The organism is Ohtaekwangia kribbensis (assembly GCF_042676245.1).
Lineage (GTDB): Bacteria > Bacteroidota > Bacteroidia > Cytophagales > Cyclobacteriaceae > Ohtaekwangia > Ohtaekwangia kribbensis.
In genome coordinates, this window is sequence record NZ_JBHTKA010000002.1 from 1 (window position 1) to 17,948 (window position 17,948).

The window sequence follows — 17,948 nt, forward strand, 5'->3', positions numbered from 1 at the left end:
CGACTTCACGATCGAATGGTTCGAAGGCAACACAACAACGACAGCACTTGGCACAACGGTAGGTGTAGTGGGCGGAGCCAACGGAGAGACAGCTTCTCAGTTACCAGCGGGTACATATACTGTACGTGTAACGGATAATGTATCTCCAGGCAACAGCTGTTTATCAACTGCGACCTTCACCGTAACGGATGATCTTCCTGTAATCGCTATCGAGCAGGCCGCTATAACACTGACGCACCAGGCCGATTGTAATCCAGCGGATGGTTCAGCACAGGTAACAGACATTGAAGTTGATGGAGTATCGATAGGCAGTGTAGCAGGGTATACGTTCGAGTGGTTTGAAAGTGATGGTACTACGGTAGTAGCTTCATCAGGTTCAGCCGCTACGATTGGTACAGCTATAGCAGCAGGTGACTACTTTGTACGCGCAACGAACACAGCATCAAACTGTAGCACATCACTGACACCGTTCACAATCAATAACATCACAGTAAATCCTACGATTGCAGCTTCAACCAACAACAGCAACACCAACTGCGTTGGTGCTACACCGAACGGAACGATCACGGTTCAGATCAACGGAGGCGCTCCTGTAGCCGACTTCACGATCGAATGGTTCGAAGGCAATACAACAACGACAGCACTCGGCACAACGGTAGGTGTAGTGGGCGGAGCCAACGGAGAGACAGCCTCTCAATTACCTGCCGGTACATATACCGTTCGAGTAACAGACAATGTATCTCCAGGCAACAGCTGTTTATCAACTGCGACCTTCACCGTAACGGATGATCTTCCTGTAATCGCTATCGAGCAGGCGTCTATAACACTGACGCACCAGGCTGATTGTAATCCAGCGGATGGTTCAGCACAGGTAACAGACATTGAAGTTGATGGAGTATCGATAGGCAGTGTAGCAGGGTATACGTTCGAGTGGTTTGAAAGTGATGGTACTACGGTAGTAGCTTCATCAGGCTCAGCCGCTACGATTGGTACAGCTATAGGCGCAGGTAACTACTTCGTGCGTGCTACAAATACGGCATCGAACTGTAATACCTCGCTCACTCCGTTTACGATCAATGATATATCTGTAAATCCTACAGTAGTAATTGTGCAGAATGCTCCTAACGTAGCATGTAACACAAGCTATACCGGAGAGTTGACAGCTTCTGTAACAGAAGGCACAACAACGGGTGTTACCACCGGGTATACCTTTGAGTGGTTCCGTGGTGCCAACAACACGAACGCGGTCGACTTCATTGCAACAGGTGTTACGCTTTCCGGAATGCAGGAAGGTGACTACACAGTTCGGGTGACCGATGTAGCATCAGCAGGCAACGGATGTATCGGTATAGCAACGATATACCTGGAGAGAGAAGTACCGGTATATAACAACGATGTTACGACCATCGCACAGACACAATGTGCTCCTGCATTAGATGGCTCTATTAAGGTAACTACGGTGAGACAGGATTTGATGGGGACTACCAGGTTCCTCGATATGAACGATCCTGCTGAACTTGCTAACTTCTCGTTCCAGTGGTTCGATGCAGCACAGAGTCCGATAACGGGCGTTGTTAATGGCAATGCAACATCGCCGAACCTGACCAGTGGCACATACTACGTGCAGTCAACCGATAACCTGGGTTGTACCTCGTTGTTCACCATTGCGATTATCGATGATAATACAGCTCCTCCAGCGATTTCTCTGGATGCGTTTACAAACCCGGCAGTATGTATACTTCCTGAAGTTACCGGTTCATTGAGCGTTATTGCTGACAATAATCCGAACTTTGGAAACTATACATTCGCCTGGTACCAGGGTAACAATACTTCTGGGGCTGTTGTCGATTCCGATAATGAATTGAATGGTATACCGTACACCGCTACAGCGACCTATACAATACGCGTAACAAACAATACTACGCACTGCTTCTCGGATGCGACATTCAAATTCAAGACCGATACAGTTGCAGTTCAGACACTCGCTTCTGCTACACCGTTAACAAGTTGTATCACCACAAACGGAAGCTTGTTTGCAACCGTGCCGCGCGGTGATGGTAGTTTGTACGACTACGACTGGTATACCGGTTCAGTTGTAAGCGGTACTCCGATTTATACTGGAAGTGTAGTAACAATTGCTCCGCTGGGTGTATATACCGCTGTAGCAAAGCACCCCACACTGAATTTCTGTACGATATTGCCGGATACAGCTACGGTAACCGACAGCAGAATATACCCGGAGGTAAATATTACACCAATGTCTCCGCTTACGTATTGCGATCCTGCTAAGCTCAACGGTGCTGCCAATGCGGATGTAAATGGTACCATCATCGGGTATACTTTCGATTGGTTCGAAGGTTCGATCTCGGGTTTACCGCACTTCACCGGAAGCGCAGCGACCAACCTGGCAGCCACAACGTATGTGGTACGCGCTACCGATGTAGTCTCAGGTTGCACAGGAAGTAATAGTATAACGATCACCGCTGACCCGATGACAGTGCCTGTTCCGCAGGTAGTGCTCGTGGCGAACCGTACGGATTGTGAAACCCCGAACGGTATACTCTCCGCATCCGTGAATGGCAACATCAGCGACTATGCTTTCAACTGGTATGACGGTGGTGCTGTTAAGCCGAACGCAGATGCTACCGGTGATGTATACTGGAATCTCGATGCAGGACAGTACGCAGTAACGGCCATTGAAGAAATATCAGGTTGTGCTTCGGATCCGGTTATAGGAAAAGTAGAGGCCATATATGTATATCCTGAGTTTATGCTGAAGACAACGCCTGCGTTGTGTACTGAGCAGAATGGTACTGCAGAACTGATTATTCTGAACGGAAGCGATATTCAATCTATCGAATGGAATATCAACGGTACATTAATGACTGGTAATATAATCGGTCAGCTTCCTGCAGGTACCCATACTGTTACCGCGATAACGTCACTGCATTGCGAAAAGTCAGAGACCGTGGTGGTGAAAACAGAGATCAATGTTTATAACGCAGTGTCTCATAATAACGATGGTATGAACGACTTCTTTGAGATCGGATGTCTCGAAGAGTTCAAGAACAACCACGTTCGAATCTTCAACCGTGCCGGAACGCTGGTATATGAACAGCGCGGGTATAATAACCAGGATCTGGTCTTTACCGGTGTGTCGAACCGCGGTATTAGTATACTGGGTAACGGATTACCAGATGGAACATACTTCTATATTATCGATAAAGGTGATGGATCGGAAGTGAAGACCGGATATTTAGAACTGTTGAAATAAAAGACCCTTATGAAAAAAATGATAATATGCCTGGCTCTGATGGGAATGTCTGTTCCCTGGAAACTTTTTGCGCAGCATAATATTGTATACTCACAATATTTATTCAATGGCTTGCTGATTAACCCCGCCTATGCGGGAAGTCACGTGCAGCTTAGCGCCACACTGAACTATCGCAACCAATGGATCAATTTTGACGGAGCTCCTGAAACAACAACACTGGGTGTACACTCCGCTTTTCGAAGAGAGCGTGTAGGCCTGGGGTTGTTAGTAACGAACGACAAGATCGGTAGCTATAGGAATACAGGTCTCTTCGGAAGTTACGCCTATATCATCAAGCGTCCGGGCGGGGGAGTTCTCTCGCTCGGTGTGCAGGGTGGCTTCAACAACTTTAAGGCAGACTTCACCGAGCTGAATTTAAAGGCTGATGCTGACCCGATCTTCAATGGATTTTTCAATGAACTAAGACCTAATTTTGGCGGTGGTATATTTTACTATAACAAAAAAATGTTTGCCGGTTTTTCAGTGCCAACCATACTGAAGCATGCTGATTTCTTTAAAGGCTCATTCGAGCAATTGGCATTACCACGTGTATACTATCTGCATGCCGGTACAACGTTCCCGATCGATCGCATGGAGAAAGTGAAAGTAAGTCCTTCCTTCTTATTGCGCGTACAGGATGGAACGCCACTGAGTGCCGATATAAACCTGAACGTTATCTTTTATGATCAGATCAGCATCGGACACTCGTATCGTACGGGCGATGCTATTATCACATTCCTGAGCTTCAAGCTGAGCGAGAAATTCCACTTCGTTTACTCATACGACTGGACTACTTCGGCTATCGGAAATTACTCGCGGGGTACGCATGAGTTCACGCTTAACTTCCGCACCCGGATCCGCAACGTTCACAAAGATGTGGAATGTCCGTACTTCTATAGTCACTAATCAGGAAGTTATAGCGAGTTGCTTTTATCTGGACAAGTTTATCTGGATAAGTTGATGCAGTATTGCGGTTATCAAATCCCACATTGATAGCAGTCGTTGTACGTATTGGGGAACAAAAGAGTTTACCATTGTTCAGTATGTAGGTTTTTCGGTCAGTTTGGGCGGGCACATGTTTTTAGCCGTCACAATAATTTTGATTCCGAAAATTGTATGGAAGTCTATAACAAGGTAATACAGGTTGGTTCGCTGAAGATAGAGATTTCCATTTCCGACAGGACCAACACGATTTTATATCAATCTCCCAGCGACCATCAGACAGCCGCGACCAATCCTTATTATGTTAACCTGACAGCCCGTGATGAAGACGACAAACGTATCTGGCAAACTCCTGTCATGGACGATCACGGTGAAGTAAAATTTTATACCTCCATATACGAGGCCATCGAAGACGCCCGCAGGAAACTCGGTGAAGCCGGTGAAGGCTTACAGTTTGACTTGCCCGGCATTTCTAAAGAATTACAGATTCTGCTGATAGAAGATATACAGGAAGACCTTGAACTGATGTCCATGACGTTGCGTAAAGCCGGTATGCGGTTCAAGATCAAGCAGGTGGATACCCGCGAAGAATTCGTACAGGCACTAGCCGATTATAATGCTGATATAATTTTGTCAGATCATGCTATACCTCAATTCAATTCACTTGAGGCGTTGGCAATGGCCCGTAAGGTAAAGACAGATATACCATTCATCATTGTGAGTGGCGGTGTATCACAGCACATGGCGAAAACATGTATTCAACAAGGCGCCAATGATTACGTATTGAAATCAGATATATACCGTTTACCTCTGGCGATTCAAAAAGCGTTACGCACCAGTAATACATCGTACGCTACACGCGAAGATCTGATTCACCGGGTAGAAGAGCTCACCAAAACAAATCACGAGATTGAACACATGATATATGGTGTGGCGCATAATTTACGTTCACCGTTGAACTCTGTGTTAGGACTATTGGACCTTGCCAAACAGGAAAGTGAAGCAGCTTCTAAAAACCTGAAGCATTATTTTCAGATGATGGAAGAAAGTATACGGAAGCTTGATAGCTCAGTGAACGATCTCCTGAAGTATGCCCGTAATTCCAAGAGAGAAATTACCATTGAGAAGATTGACTTCCGCACGATCATCGAAGACGGTATACAGCAGATGAAGTTCATGAAAGGATTTGATCGCATTCGTGCTACTGTGGATGTAAATCAATCGTCCTTATTTTATTCAGATGCGTACCGTATACGCGCCATTATAAACAACCTGATCTCGAACTCAGTAAAATATATGGATTACTCCAAGTCCAGCCCTTCCATTGAGGTTAACGTGGAAGTAAAAAAGCACCAGGCTACACTGGCATTTAAAGACAACGGTATTGGTATCAACTCATCTTATCTGTCAAAAATATTCAGTATGTTTTACCGTGCCACGTCTCAGAATGAAGGGTCTGGTCTGGGACTATACCTTGTAAAAGAAACCGTACAGCGACTGGGCGGTACGATTCACGTTGAGTCGGAGGAAGGCGATGGCACTGCATTCTACATCACGCTGCCGAATCACTACGCAACCTCCATGAGTTAAGCAGACACCTGAATACGCTACATTTCTGACGAAGTTTTACAGTTAGCCGGAATAAATTATATTGCCAGCCTGTACAAGAATGGCTTTATATGAAAATACTCGTCTGCGATGATGATGATGTGGTGCTGGGAATAATCAAACTTACCTTACAAAATGCAGGAATGGAACCCTACCTCGCCGGTGACGGGAGAGAGGCATTGCGCCATTTACGTGAACATGAACATTTTGATCTGATCATCACCGATATTCACATGCCCTATCACAATGGTGATGAAATATTAAAGATGGTGCGTGAAGAGCAACAGAAAAATACTCCCATAATCATGCTTTCTTCAGATGGTGAAGAAGAAGTGATTGCGCTCGCGCTTAAGCTGGGTGTTAACGAATTTATCACCAAGCCCCTTGATCCTGCCAAGCTCCTCAAGAAAATTAAGAAGCTGGTAAAGTAGTCTGGGTATAGTTCAGGACTGGTTTGTCAGACTGTTTCCTCTTCTTTCTGCGTCAAAATTTTTTCCTTCTTAATGTCGATTCTCAGAAAGGCATACAAACTCATGTATATATTGGCGATCCACACCAATGCAAAACCGGCAATGATATAGCCGCGCCAGTCGTGTAGCAGTAAAGTATAGCGAGTGAGGATTAACATGAATATCGTTACATAGTGACTGAAACAATATTCGCAGGTAAAGAGGTAAAAGAATTTTCGTTGCACGATGGTGTGGCAATCTTTACTTTTTCGGATGCAATATTCCCGTGGTTCCTTAAATACTTCTTCATGCGTAACCGTCCAGGCAATGCACGCAATCGGGATGGCCAACACAAACAGCCAGATAACTTGTTCATTTAATTCCATAGTCAGTAGCGATTCCGGTATGCTATAAAATCTCTTGCCAGCACTGGTGTTCTTTTTCAAATGGGCTATAAAAAGATGCAATCATATTTTGGGGGTAATATCTGCCGGTTGCGTCTTATCAATATGATCATGAAATGTTTAAGAGTGTGGTTGACGATTCACCTTTTAATAGTACCTGCCTATGTGCAAGCGCAGTCTCAACGAAATGTCACTGCAGTCCTGAAAGCACATATACTCTCAGAAGCAAACCAGGCATTGAAGGAGACTCCCGTTACCGTTACAGCGGCACACAGCGAGCGTAGTGCAGGAGGGAAGCATGACTTTTATTCCGAAGGTGATTACTGGTGGCCTGATCCTGAAAATCCACAAGGTCCCTATATTCAGCGGGACGGCATGACGAACCCGGATAATTTTACAGCGCATCGTAAAGGGATGATTCGCTTCAGCAGAATTATAGGCGCGCTGGCATCAGCCTATAAAATTACCCGTGACGATAAATATGTAAAGCACGCCATGATCCACCTCCGGGCATGGTTTGCAGATACAACTACGATGATGAACCCTTCGTTGCTTTACGCGCAAGCTATCAAAGGCAGACATACCGGGCGAGGTATAGGTATCATCGATACGATTCACCTGATGGAGGTAGTACAAGGTATAATGGCGATGGAAGAGTCGCGCAGCATGAGCCGCGAGCTACTGCAACAGACACGACAATGGTTTCGCCTATACCTGCAATGGCTTACAACACATCCGTATGGTAAAGATGAAATGAATGCAGAGAACAATCATGGTACCTGCTGGGTAATGCAGGTTGCCGCTTTCGCGAGATTTACTTCGAATGATACGCTTCTGAATTTCTGCAGAGATCGCTATCAAAATATATTACTTCCGAATCAAATGGCTACTGACGGAAGTTTTCCCCGCGAACTCAAACGCACCAAACCATATGGCTATTCCCTGTTTAATCTCGATGCCATGGTTATGGTATGTCATATACTTTCGGATGCTGACCACGACCTGTGGCACTATAAAACAGCCGATGGAAAAAGTATACAGAAAGGAATTGAATTTTTATACCCGTATGTAAATGACAAAAGTAAATGGTCTTATCCGAAAGATGTTATGTACTGGGATCAATGGCCGGTAGCCCATCCGTTCTTGGTGCTCGGAGCTAACACATTCAAACAGCGTAACTGGTTTGAAACATGGAAAGGCCTCGACCATAATCCAACGGTGGAAGAAGTACTTCGAAACCTGCCGGTACGAAACCCGATCATCTGGTTACAGAATTGACAACCTCTATAGTTGCTGCGGAGTAAAATAGTTTACTTTTGTGCTCAGTAAACAGAACGATGCGCACCTATGAAAATGGTTAGTAGAACAATCGGCAACGGGTATTTTAAAGTTACCTTCTATTCCAATGAAGAATGGCAGGAATTTCTTGAAGTACAGAAAATGATGGGCAATGATATAGCATCACTCGAAGTTGCCGATGTAAAAGATATTCGTGAAGGATTTATAACCCGCTGGCGAGATTATACCCAACGCTTCTACAGCGAAACCAGTCCCCACACATTTATAATCGAAGAGTAAAAAAGAAGAGGCAGAGCAATCTCTACCTCTTCTTACTCCTTAATCCTTACTTCCCAATTCTCCTATCTTCACGGCATAATCCTGAATAATCAAATTAGTCGCAGAGTCCCGGTCATACACCGAATACCATCCCTGCGTTTCATGGGGTGGGTCGCCTATAAAATCATCTCCGGCCTTCCAGATACAGGCAGGTTGTCGCGGTCTGCCTTCGCCACCCCACGCCCAGAAGTTACAACCGGCAACAACACTGTTCGATTGATTTGCTTTTTGATATATACCCTGAAATATACTCGCATAGTATAGATTGCGTATGCGTGTAGAAGATGCTGCATCGTGACTGTTGCTGTCGCGCGAAATACCAAACTCCTCCAGTACTAATGGCTTGTTCAGTTTGCGGGCAATCGCTTCATGATGATCGAGATAATTTAAAGCATAGTGTACAGAAGAGTCGTACGTTTCTTCAGCACGCTGCGGATCATATACATTCCAGTTCTGCACCCATATATGAATGGTCATATAATCTATACTCTTGAATGAATGATCTTTCTCCGGATCGGTACCGGCATACGCAGATGAAGTAGTGCCTTCACTGCCGGTAGTTACCAGGTGATTGGTGTCGAGTTTCTTGATCAATGCAGATGTATTCTCAATCCATGAAGTATATTCTTTTGTATGATTGACACCCCGCGGCTCGTTGCAAAGTTGCCACGCCATAATTGTGGGATCATCTTTATAGTGTATATCCGAGTAAGAATTTTTACGATTGACAATAAACGTGATGTGCTTGTTCAGCATCTCCACCGCCTGCGGATGAGTATAGAACTGCGCGACAAATTCCTGGTAGCGTCCCCAGTCTCCACCCGGGTGTGGCGGTGGATACGGAATAGAGTCCGCGGCATTTGCCCAGACTATATATTGTCCCATGCCGCCCGACCAGTTCCAGAAGTTGGAGAGGCAAACAATAGCGTACATATTTCGCGCACGCATTTCATGTAACAGAAAATCGAGACCGTCTAGTACCTCTTCGTTATATATACCTGGAGCTGTTTGCAATGCAGGCACCATACGGTACGGCTCGGAGTCAGGACCTTCACTCGCGGCCATAATGCGCAGGTTGGTAATGCCCATCGCTTTGAGTCGGTCTAGTTCACGAATCAGTCGTGCACGATCTCCGCCCTTGCCTTTCGATCCCAGATTTAGTCCGTACCAAAAATTGGTGCCGAGGTAGTAATAATCTTTTGTTCCGATCTTGAAATGTGTTCCGTCTACCGTAACAAATTCTGCTTTCTTCTGGCAGCCGGGTAAGGCCAGTATAGTGGCCATCAGGAGCCAATGAATAATCTTCATGATGTATAATAGCGTTTGGTTGTTATGATAAAAATAGAGTATAACAATGCAGTGTACTGTTGACAGTTGTGCTAAAGAGCGGGGGTAAATCTTTCAATTCGCCTCCGATATTCAGTGATCAAAGTATATCTGCGGATCGGATGATAGTAGATCGTGAAGATGCGACAAAGAGACTATCCGGTGTGGAATTCAAAAGCGGGCCATAGGATACGTTAAAAAAATAAAAAACAGAAATCGGAGGATAGTTTTTCTTTTCATGCATTTCTCTTCCAGAAATTACCGATATTTCACAATACTTCTAACTTTGTGCCCACAAAATCGACCATATGCTATTGGATTTTGAGAAGCCTATTGCGGAGTTGGAGTCAAAACTTGGCGACATGAAAGGTTTAGCCAGCGACAGCGATAAGGAAGTACAAGCTGCTGTGAAAGCACTCGAAAAGAAAATTCTTGATCTCAAGAAAGAGACTTTCGAGAATCTTACCGGCTGGCAACGTGTTCAACTTTCGCGTCATCCCGACAGACCGTATACACTTGACTACATCTATGAGATCACAACTGACTTTATCGAGTTGCACGGTGACCGCACTGTGTCTGACGATAAAGCGATGGTGGGTGGTCTTGGAACTATTGATGGACAAACCTTTATGTTAATCGGCCAGCAGAAAGGCCGCAATACCAAGCAGCGCCAGTTGCGTAACTTTGGTATGGCGAACCCGGAAGGCTATCGTAAAGCGCTGCGCCTCATGAAGATGGCTGAGAAGTTCAACAAACCTATCGTAACGTTCATTGATACTCCGGGAGCTTTCCCTGGACTTGAGGCAGAAGAGCGCGGACAAGGTGAAGCAATTGCGCGTAACCTAAAAGAGATGTTCGGACTTACAGTACCGGTAATCTGTATCGTGATTGGTGAAGGTGCTTCAGGTGGTGCCTTGGGTATAGCGATCGGTGATCGCGTGTTAATGCTCGAGAACTCCTGGTACTCGGTAATTTCTCCTGAAAACTGTTCAACCATTCTTTGGAGAACCTGGGACTATAAAGAGCAAGCTGCAGAGTTACTGAAGCTTACCGCGAAAGATATGCATGCGCTTAAACTGGTAGATGGTATCATCAGAGAGCCACTCGGTGGCGCACATACTGATGTAAAGTGGATGGCAAAAGAAGTGAAGAAAGTTATATTGGAACAAACCAAAGAACTTCTGAAGCTTACACCGCAGCAACGTATCGAACAACGTATCGATAAGTTCTGCAGCATGGGTGTTGTAAAAGAATAAGAACCTTAAACTTTAGGAATAAAAGGCTACCGGATATCGGTAGCCTTTCTTTTTTATAAAAATCCCGATACCTTAAGCGCCAGAGAAATACATCGAAGCTATATACCTGCACGAGAATGAAACTACATGTAATGAATACCGGCCTGTTTAAACTTGACGGAGGTGCCATGTTTGGCGTAGTACCTAAATCGATCTGGCAAAAAACAAATCCTGCCGATGAAAACAATCTCTGTACATGGGCCATGCGTTGCCTGCTGATAGAAGACAAAGGCAAACTGATATTGATTGACAACGGCATTGGCGATAAGCAGGATGCTAAATTTTTCAGTCACTATTATTTGCATGGCGATGATAGTCTCATCAAGTCACTGAACAAAGCAGGTTTTTCAGAGAGTGATGTAACCGATATGTTTCTCACACACCTTCACTTCGATCATTGCGGGGGAGGTGTACGGTACGAGAATTCGAAACTTGAACTGGTATTTAAGAACGCAACGTATTGGTCTAATGCCGATCACTGGCAATGGGCAACCAAACCCAACCCGCGCGAAAAGGCGAGCTTCATAAAAGAAAATATACTTCCGATGGAGCAAAGCGGCCACCTGAAGTTTATCGATATAAATACATCTCCGTTTTCGCAGTTCGAGATATTCTATGCATCCGGCCATACGGACAAAATGATGATTCCGAAGATCCGGTATAAAAACAAAGTGATCTGCTATATGGCCGATCTGCTCCCGTCTGTTGGACATATACCGCTGGCGTATGTAATGGGATATGACACGCGTCCGTTAATGACACTGGAAGAGAAGGAGAAATTTTTGAACGAAGCAGCGGATAACGGCTATATACTCTTCCTGGAACACGACCCGGTAAATGAGTGCTGTACCGTAAAACGTACAGAGAAAGGTGTGCGGGTTGATCAGACTTTTTCATTGGCAGAAATTCTATAAACTATATATGAAGATCGGTATTGTACTCTCCGGAGGCGGAGCAAGAGGTATATCACACATTGGTGTGTTAAAAGCATTGGAAGAGTTTGGTGTCAAGGCGAATTGTCTCGCGGGCACCAGCGCAGGTTCCATTGTAGGATCGCTCTATGCATATGGCTATAGCCCGGATAAAATATTGGAAATTATTCAGGCCACCAGTCTCTTTAAGTCTGTTCGTCCGGCATGGGCGTTAACAGGATTGCTCAGCCTCGAGGGACTTCGCGATGTATTGCTGAAATATATACCGGAGAACTCGTTTGAGTCACTCAAAGTACCGATGACCATCGCTGCAACGGATATCAAAAAAGGCAAAGCGGTCTATTTTTCTAAGGGAGAATTGATCCCGACTATATTATCGTCATGCTGTGTTCCGGCTGTGTTTAATCCGATACAATTTCAGGAGTGCACATTCGTGGATGGTGGTATAGTAGACAATCTCCCATCAAAGTCCATTCGTGAGCAATGCGATTTTCTGATCGGTTCACACTGTAACTATATATCCGATGATGTCGATGTGAAAAATTTCAGAACCGTTATTGAACGCAGTCTGCTCATCGCCATCAACGGAAATACTACCGTAAGCAAAAGCCTTTGCGATGTATTGATCGAACCTCCGGAAGTAGGCAAAGTAAGCGGCTTTGATCTGAGCAAGGCAAAAGATCTTTTTGAAATCGGGTATCAGTTTACCAGGAATAATTTTAAACCTGAAGATTTCCGGGCCTATGACAACGCTGAGTTTTAAAGAAGAGATACTGCAAGGTATACCGGATGAATTACCACCCGTAAAACCGTACGATGCTTCGGTGAATCATGCACCGAAGCGTAAAGATATACTCACGACCGAAGAGAAAAAGCTGGCGGTTCGAAATGCGCTCCGGTATTTTCCGGCACGTCATCATGAAGTACTGGCGCAGGAGTTTTATGATGAGCTCATGCGGTACGGACGTATCTATATGTATCGCTTTCGCCCAGCCTATACTATGCATGCGCGGCCGATCACGGAGTATCCGCACAAGTCGCTGCAGGCAGCGGCTATCATGCTTATGATCCAGAATAATCTCGATCCGGCAGTAGCACAACATCCGCACGAGTTAATTACCTACGGTGGTAACGGTGCTGTATTTCAGAATTGGGCGCAATATCTTCTCACCATGAAGTATCTCGCGCAGCTTACAAACGAGCAAACCCTGCACATGTACTCCGGCCACCCGATGGGTATATTTCCTTCGTCCAGGGAAGCACCGCGTTGTGTTGTTACTAATGGTATGATGATCCCTAATTATTCCAAACAGGATGACTGGGAGCGTTACAACGCACTGGGTGTAACACAATATGGACAGATGACGGCTGGCTCCTATATGTATATAGGTCCGCAAGGTATAGTACACGGAACAACCATTACGATACTGAATGCCGGTCGTATGATCAGCAAAAAAGGAGAGGGACTTGCCGGAAAATTATTCGTTACCTCGGGGCTCGGTGGCATGAGTGGCGCCCAACCGAAAGCCGGAAATATAGCGGGCTGTATTACGGTAGTTGCTGAAGTAAATGCGAAGGCAACACAGAAGCGTCATGAGCAGGGATGGGTGGACGAAGTGATCACCAACCTGGATGATCTGGTAACGCGCGTACGAATAGCACAGCAACAGAAGGAAGTAGTTTCCATTGCGTACCAGGGTAACGTGGTGGATGTATGGGAGAAATTTGCTGCTGCCAATATATATATCGATCTCGGCTCAGATCAGACTTCGCTTCATAACCCCTGGGCTGGTGGTTATTATCCAGCGGGACTTACCTTCGAAGCTGCGAATGATTTGATGGCCAACAACCCGGAACATTTTCAGGCGCGCGTGCAGGAGTCGTTACAACGGCATGCCCAGGCGATCAACAAACATACCGAACGCGGCACGTATTTCTTTGACTACGGAAATGCGTTTCTCCTGGAAGCTTCACGGGCCGGTGCGGATGTGTGGGCGAAGGATGGTATAAATTTCAGATATCCATCGTATGTGCAGGACATTATGGGACCGCTGTGTTTTGATTATGGATTTGGTCCGTTCCGCTGGGTATGCACCTCGGGCAATGAACAGGATCTTGACTATACGGATAAACTTGCCGCTGATGTATTAAAAGATATACTGAAGCATGCACCTGCAGATATACATGCACAGCTTCATGACAATATTCAGTGGATTACACAGGCCAAAGAAAACCGATTGGTAGTAGGCTCGAAGGCTCGTATACTATATGCCGATACCGAAGGCCGCATTGCTATAGCGCTTGCTTTTAACGAAGCCATACGTTCGGGCAAAATAGGACCGGTTGTATTAGGGCGCGATCATCACGATGTATCGGGTACGGATAGTCCGTATCGAGAGACATCCAATATATATGACGGGTCTCGTTTCACGGCTGATATGGCGATCCACAATGTTATAGGCGATTCATTTCGCGGAGCAACCTGGGTATCCATTCACAACGGTGGGGGTGTGGGTTGGGGCGAAGTGATCAATGGAGGTTTCGGTATGTTGCTGGATGGTACCGATGATGCCGAACGCAAACTCCGGAACATGCTATATTTTGATGTTACCAATGGTATAGCACGCAGAGCATGGGCACGCAACGATCATGCTGTTGCAACAATCGGACGTGCTATAAAAAATCAGGCCGACCTTACTATTACGCTTCCTAACGAAGTTAGCGGTAGTTTACTGGATAAATTAGCTCCTTAAACCTTAGTAATCTTTTATCGTTTGATTGTTTGTTTAAAATTTGCACCCACTAACAACAATCAAACGCTTATGAAAAAACTATTAACTGTTTTATTATCGCTAGGTGCTTTCATGTCAACGGTTTATGCACAGACGACACAAGGCAACCTGGTATTTGGAGGATCGGTCGGCTATTGGTCAAGCACAGAGGAGAATGCATTTGAAGATGAGAAGGAGTCCGAATTTACTTTTTCGCCAAGTGTAGGATACTTTGTTGTTGATAACCTGGCCGTTGGAATAAACCTGCAATTGACTTCTAACAAGTATGACAACGGAGTAGGTGGTGATGACAAGACTACTACATTTGTTGTAGGACCGTTCGCACGTTACTATAAATTTACATCAAACGATAAATTTGCGTTCTACGGTCAGGCTGGCTTTGACTTCGGATCCCGTAAGTATGAACCAGACGGGGGAAATGAAGTGAAGTCTAGCGCTTTCGACTTCTATATATCACCAGGTTTCTCGTATTTCTTCAACGAGCATTGGGCTATAGACCTGCAATTACAGGGTATCCGGTATGAATCTTATGACCCTAACACCGATGGTGATGCAGACGATGACAAAGATTCGCAATTCTCAATAGGTGTAGATTCTTTCAATCCATCTTTAGGTATACGCTTCTATTTAGGTAACTAAACTGTTTATAACTCATTAAATCGCCGAAAACCTCTGCCTATAGCAGGGGTTTTTCTTTATAGGCACTATATTTGAGTATCGTGGATTAAACCAATTCATATGAAAAACAACCATTTTAAATTTGTGATGATTGCAGCGCTTGTACTGGTAAGCACAGGAGTGTTTGCGCAAGCTCAGCTTGCAATAGGTATTAAGGGAGGTCCTAATTTTGCGAAACTAGATGGAACAGATGCTGCCGGAACCTATAAAAGCAGAACCGGCTGGCATGGTGGTGCGTTTGCTCTTTTTAAATTCAGTAAAATAGGTATTCAGCCTGAAGTACTTTTTTCACAACAGGGTTCAAAGATCAAAGTAAATCAAAACGACCTGGAGCAGAACTATAGCTACGTAAACGTACCAATCATTGTAAAGCTATATACAGTAGCCGGTATAAACTTGCAGGTAGGTCCGCAGTTTGGTTTTGTTACCAAAGCTGAACGTGATGAGGTAGATGTTAACGGTATTAAAACAACGCAGGATGTTAAAGACCGTTTGAAAGGTTCTGATGTGAGTCTTGCGTTAGGTGCAGGCTGGGATCTTCCATTTGGTTTGACTCTGGATGCACGCTATAACCTTGGCTTGAGTAAAATTGACGACAACGATCCGGCTGCTCAGGATGTAAAGAACCAGGTATGGCAAGTGTCATTGGGTTATAAACTTATCAAGCTTGGTAAGTGATAAAGAAATGATCGTATAGCTATATCCTATAGCTTGCTAAAAAGAAAAAGCTGCTTTTACGGGCAGCTTTTTTTTATGACTTATATCGAAGTGTTCCAGCGATAAAGATTATCAAAGGCCGCCTCACCGTATTGTATAAATCCGTTGCGGGTATAGAAGAGGTTTGCTTTACTGCCTTTCAATGCAAGGAGTATAATCTCCTGAGAATTTTCCTGAGCTTTACCTTTCACACGATCGAGTGCTATACGACCTATACCCTGTCCCTGATAGGCAGGATCGATATAGAAATGCTCAAGCTTTAGCGCATACTCTTGTTGCAAGGTTGCGTAGAACCCGATCACTTTACCGTCTGCGATAACAAGGGTTGTGTCTTCCGGTCTGAAATTCTCGACCAGTCGTTCTCTGGCGCGCTGCGGATCAAAGCGGCCTATATTTTCAAGGCTTTCTTTCATCGAAGCGATTCTGATGGATACCAGCGTTTCAATATCCGAAGCGATAGAAATCCTGAACTCAATTGTCACAGACGAGAAGCTGTAAATCTTAAATTACTTTTATCAGGTAGTAATTCTTCTTGCCTTTCTGCGCGAGTAAATATTTACCGTAGAGTAAATCTGCTGCCGTAAGCTTGCGCTCGAGATTGATCTTCTCTTTGTTGATACTTACTCCGTTACCCTGAATGGCTTTACGCGCTTCACCCTTGGAAGTATATATCTGCGTTTTTTCACCCAGTAAACCGATTGGATCTACGTTGTCGCTGAATATACTTTTTTCTACCGTAAAGGTTATGCTTTCATCGAAAGCGTCTTCAATTTCTTCACCGGATAATGTCTTGAAATCTTCGAATGACGAACCAAAAAGTATACTGGTCGTATCCTGTGCTCTTTTCAGTTTCTCTTCACCGTGTACGCGCGCAGTTATATCTTCCGCGAGTGCACGTTGAAGTGTTCCGGTGCGCGTGCTGTTTTCAAGCTCCAGCGCTTCAATCTCTTCTTTACTCTTCAAAGTAAAGATGCGTATGAAGTTAGGAGCATCGGCATCCGATACATTAAGCCAGTATTGGTAGAATTTATAGGGCGATGTCTTCTTCGGATCAAGCCATACGTTACCACCTTCGGTTTTGCCGAACTTGGTTCCGTCTGCTTTGGTAATAAGCTTGGTGGTTAATGCAAAAGCATCACCATTGGATTTACGCCTGATGAGCTCCGTACCGGTGACTATATTTCCCCACTGATCCGATCCACCCATCTGTAACTTGCAGTTCTTGTTCTCAAACAACCAATAGAAGTCGTAGCCCTGCACCAGTTGGTAGGTAAATTCGGTAAAGGATAAACCTGTCTCCAGGCGTTTCTTTACAGAGTCTTTTGCCATCATATAATTGACGGTAATATGCTTACCAACATCGCGGATAAACTCAAGCAGTTTAAAGTCTTTGAACCAGTCGTAGTTGTTTACGAGTTCAGCTCCGTTCTCACCGCTAAAGTCGAGGAAGCTTTCCAGTTGCCTGCGTACACACGCTACGTTGTGTTGCAGTATATCTTCAGAAAGCAAATTACGTTCAGCTGATTTACCAGACGGATCACCCACCATACCCGTGGCACCACCTACCAGCGCTACCGGCTTGTGCCCGCAGCGTTGAAAGTGAACGAGTGTCATAATCTGCACCAGGTGACCGATGTGCAGGGAGTCTGCCGTTGGGTCAAAACCTATATATCCTGAAGTAACTTCTTTATCCAGTTGTTCTTCCGTACCCGGCATGAGATCATGCACCATTCCGCGCCAGCGCAGTTCTTCTACAAAATTCTTTTTCATCTGTTTATAGTGGCGCAAATATAGCCGAGTGGGGGCTAGCTTCAAAAAACAAGGCCCAATGTTCTGTAAACACGGGCCTCTCGGGAATATTAATAACTAGCTGAT

16 protein-coding genes are annotated in these 17,948 nt (G+C 45.0%); 12 read left to right on the forward strand and 4 right to left on the reverse strand.

Going from position 1 to position 17,948, the window contains the following annotated elements:
- From ACFQ21_RS09590 to ACFQ21_RS09605, 4 genes are all read left to right on the forward strand, one after another.
- The coding region (locus ACFQ21_RS09590; protein WP_377578315.1) for a gliding motility-associated C-terminal domain-containing protein at positions 1-3,274 on the forward strand (3,274 nt) is incomplete at its 5' end.
- A gap of 9 nt (positions 3,275-3,283) precedes the next feature.
- Entirely contained in the window at positions 3,284-4,219 is a 936-nt protein-coding gene (locus ACFQ21_RS09595; protein ID WP_377578317.1) for a PorP/SprF family type IX secretion system membrane protein, read from the forward strand.
- 210 nt (positions 4,220-4,429) lie between these two features.
- Positions 4,430-5,845 (forward strand): sensor histidine kinase, encoded by a 1,416-nt coding sequence (locus ACFQ21_RS09600; protein ID WP_377578320.1) that lies wholly within the window; start codon positions 4,430-4,432, stop codon positions 5,843-5,845.
- Positions 5,846-5,934: 89 nt separating this feature from the next.
- The gene (locus ACFQ21_RS09605) at positions 5,935-6,294 is read left to right on the forward strand and encodes a response regulator (protein ID WP_377578323.1); all 360 of its coding nucleotides are present in this window, start codon (positions 5,935-5,937) and stop codon (positions 6,292-6,294) included.
- 26 nt (positions 6,295-6,320) lie between these two features.
- Here ACFQ21_RS09605 and ACFQ21_RS09610 read toward each other — a convergent pair whose 3' ends face one another.
- Entirely contained in the window at positions 6,321-6,698 is a 378-nt protein-coding gene (locus ACFQ21_RS09610; RefSeq protein ID WP_377578326.1) for a hypothetical protein, read from the reverse strand.
- A gap of 129 nt (positions 6,699-6,827) precedes the next feature.
- Here ACFQ21_RS09610 and ACFQ21_RS09615 point away from each other — a divergent pair, with 129 nt between their 5' ends.
- Both ACFQ21_RS09615 and ACFQ21_RS09620 read left to right on the forward strand, forming a co-directional pair.
- Positions 6,828-7,994: an alginate lyase family protein gene (locus ACFQ21_RS09615; protein WP_377578329.1), complete on the forward strand. Its 1,167-nt coding sequence runs from the start codon at positions 6,828-6,830 to the stop codon at positions 7,992-7,994.
- Positions 7,995-8,063: 69 nt separating this feature from the next.
- Complete coding sequence (locus ACFQ21_RS09620) at positions 8,064-8,294, forward strand: hypothetical protein (protein ID WP_377578332.1); 231 nt, start codon at positions 8,064-8,066, stop codon at positions 8,292-8,294.
- Between the two features lie 39 nt (positions 8,295-8,333).
- Here ACFQ21_RS09620 and ACFQ21_RS09625 read toward each other — a convergent pair whose 3' ends face one another.
- Positions 8,334-9,641, reverse strand: a complete 1,308-nt coding sequence (locus ACFQ21_RS09625; protein WP_377578335.1) for a glycoside hydrolase 5 family protein — start codon at positions 9,639-9,641, stop codon at positions 8,334-8,336.
- A gap of 326 nt (positions 9,642-9,967) precedes the next feature.
- Between ACFQ21_RS09625 and ACFQ21_RS09630 the strand changes: the two genes are divergently transcribed.
- The 6 genes from ACFQ21_RS09630 to ACFQ21_RS09655 all read left to right on the forward strand — a co-directional run bounded on the left by ACFQ21_RS09630 (position 9,968) and on the right by ACFQ21_RS09655 (position 16,034).
- Positions 9,968-10,915 carry an acetyl-CoA carboxylase carboxyltransferase subunit alpha gene (locus ACFQ21_RS09630; protein ID WP_377578338.1) on the forward strand — a complete coding sequence of 316 codons (948 nt, stop codon included), beginning with the start codon at positions 9,968-9,970 and terminating at the stop codon, positions 10,913-10,915.
- 116 nt (positions 10,916-11,031) lie between these two features.
- A complete protein-coding gene (locus ACFQ21_RS09635; RefSeq protein WP_377578341.1) occupies positions 11,032-11,868 on the forward strand; it encodes an MBL fold metallo-hydrolase in 837 nt (278 codons plus the stop codon).
- 7 nt (positions 11,869-11,875) lie between these two features.
- Positions 11,876-12,649: a patatin-like phospholipase family protein gene (locus ACFQ21_RS09640; protein WP_377578343.1), complete on the forward strand. Its 774-nt coding sequence runs from the start codon at positions 11,876-11,878 to the stop codon at positions 12,647-12,649.
- Positions 12,639-14,639, forward strand: coding sequence for a urocanate hydratase (locus ACFQ21_RS09645; RefSeq protein ID WP_377578673.1), 2,001 nt, complete (start codon positions 12,639-12,641; stop codon positions 14,637-14,639). The genes ACFQ21_RS09640 and ACFQ21_RS09645 overlap by 11 nt, the downstream gene beginning before the upstream one ends.
- Positions 14,640-14,708: 69 nt before the next feature.
- Positions 14,709-15,317, forward strand: coding sequence for a porin family protein (locus ACFQ21_RS09650; RefSeq protein ID WP_377578346.1), 609 nt, complete (start codon positions 14,709-14,711; stop codon positions 15,315-15,317).
- A gap of 99 nt (positions 15,318-15,416) precedes the next feature.
- Positions 15,417-16,034: a porin family protein gene (locus ACFQ21_RS09655; RefSeq protein ID WP_377578349.1), complete on the forward strand. Its 618-nt coding sequence runs from the start codon at positions 15,417-15,419 to the stop codon at positions 16,032-16,034.
- A gap of 80 nt (positions 16,035-16,114) precedes the next feature.
- Here the strand turns inward: ACFQ21_RS09655 and ACFQ21_RS09660 are convergent, their stop codons facing one another.
- Together ACFQ21_RS09660 and tyrS are read right to left on the reverse strand one after the other, a co-directional pair.
- Entirely contained in the window at positions 16,115-16,555 is a 441-nt protein-coding gene (locus ACFQ21_RS09660) for a GNAT family N-acetyltransferase (RefSeq protein ID WP_377578352.1), read from the reverse strand.
- Positions 16,556-16,574: 19 nt separating this feature from the next.
- The gene (gene tyrS / locus ACFQ21_RS09665; RefSeq protein WP_377578355.1) at positions 16,575-17,843 is read right to left on the reverse strand and encodes a tyrosine--tRNA ligase; all 1,269 of its coding nucleotides are present in this window, start codon (positions 17,841-17,843) and stop codon (positions 16,575-16,577) included.
- Positions 17,844-17,948: the final 105 nt, after the last annotated feature.

Coding starts and splice junctions, on each gene's coding strand:
- ACFQ21_RS09595 (WP_377578317.1), top strand. CDS start 3,284: ATGAAAAAAATGATAATATGCCTGGCTCTGATGGGAATGTCTGTTCCC.
- ACFQ21_RS09600 (WP_377578320.1), top strand. CDS start 4,430: ATGGAAGTCTATAACAAGGTAATACAGGTTGGTTCGCTGAAGATAGAG.
- ACFQ21_RS09605 (WP_377578323.1), top strand. CDS start 5,935: ATGAAAATACTCGTCTGCGATGATGATGATGTGGTGCTGGGAATAATC.
- ACFQ21_RS09610 (WP_377578326.1), bottom strand. CDS start 6,698: ATGGAATTAAATGAACAAGTTATCTGGCTGTTTGTGTTGGCCATCCCG.
- ACFQ21_RS09615 (WP_377578329.1), top strand. CDS start 6,828: ATGAAATGTTTAAGAGTGTGGTTGACGATTCACCTTTTAATAGTACCT.
- ACFQ21_RS09620 (WP_377578332.1), top strand. CDS start 8,064: ATGAAAATGGTTAGTAGAACAATCGGCAACGGGTATTTTAAAGTTACC.
- ACFQ21_RS09625 (WP_377578335.1), bottom strand. CDS start 9,641: ATGAAGATTATTCATTGGCTCCTGATGGCCACTATACTGGCCTTACCC.
- ACFQ21_RS09630 (WP_377578338.1), top strand. CDS start 9,968: ATGCTATTGGATTTTGAGAAGCCTATTGCGGAGTTGGAGTCAAAACTT.
- ACFQ21_RS09635 (WP_377578341.1), top strand. CDS start 11,032: ATGAAACTACATGTAATGAATACCGGCCTGTTTAAACTTGACGGAGGT.
- ACFQ21_RS09640 (WP_377578343.1), top strand. CDS start 11,876: ATGAAGATCGGTATTGTACTCTCCGGAGGCGGAGCAAGAGGTATATCA.
- ACFQ21_RS09650 (WP_377578346.1), top strand. CDS start 14,709: ATGAAAAAACTATTAACTGTTTTATTATCGCTAGGTGCTTTCATGTCA.
- ACFQ21_RS09655 (WP_377578349.1), top strand. CDS start 15,417: ATGAAAAACAACCATTTTAAATTTGTGATGATTGCAGCGCTTGTACTG.
- tyrS (WP_377578355.1), bottom strand. CDS start 17,843: ATGAAAAAGAATTTTGTAGAAGAACTGCGCTGGCGCGGAATGGTGCAT.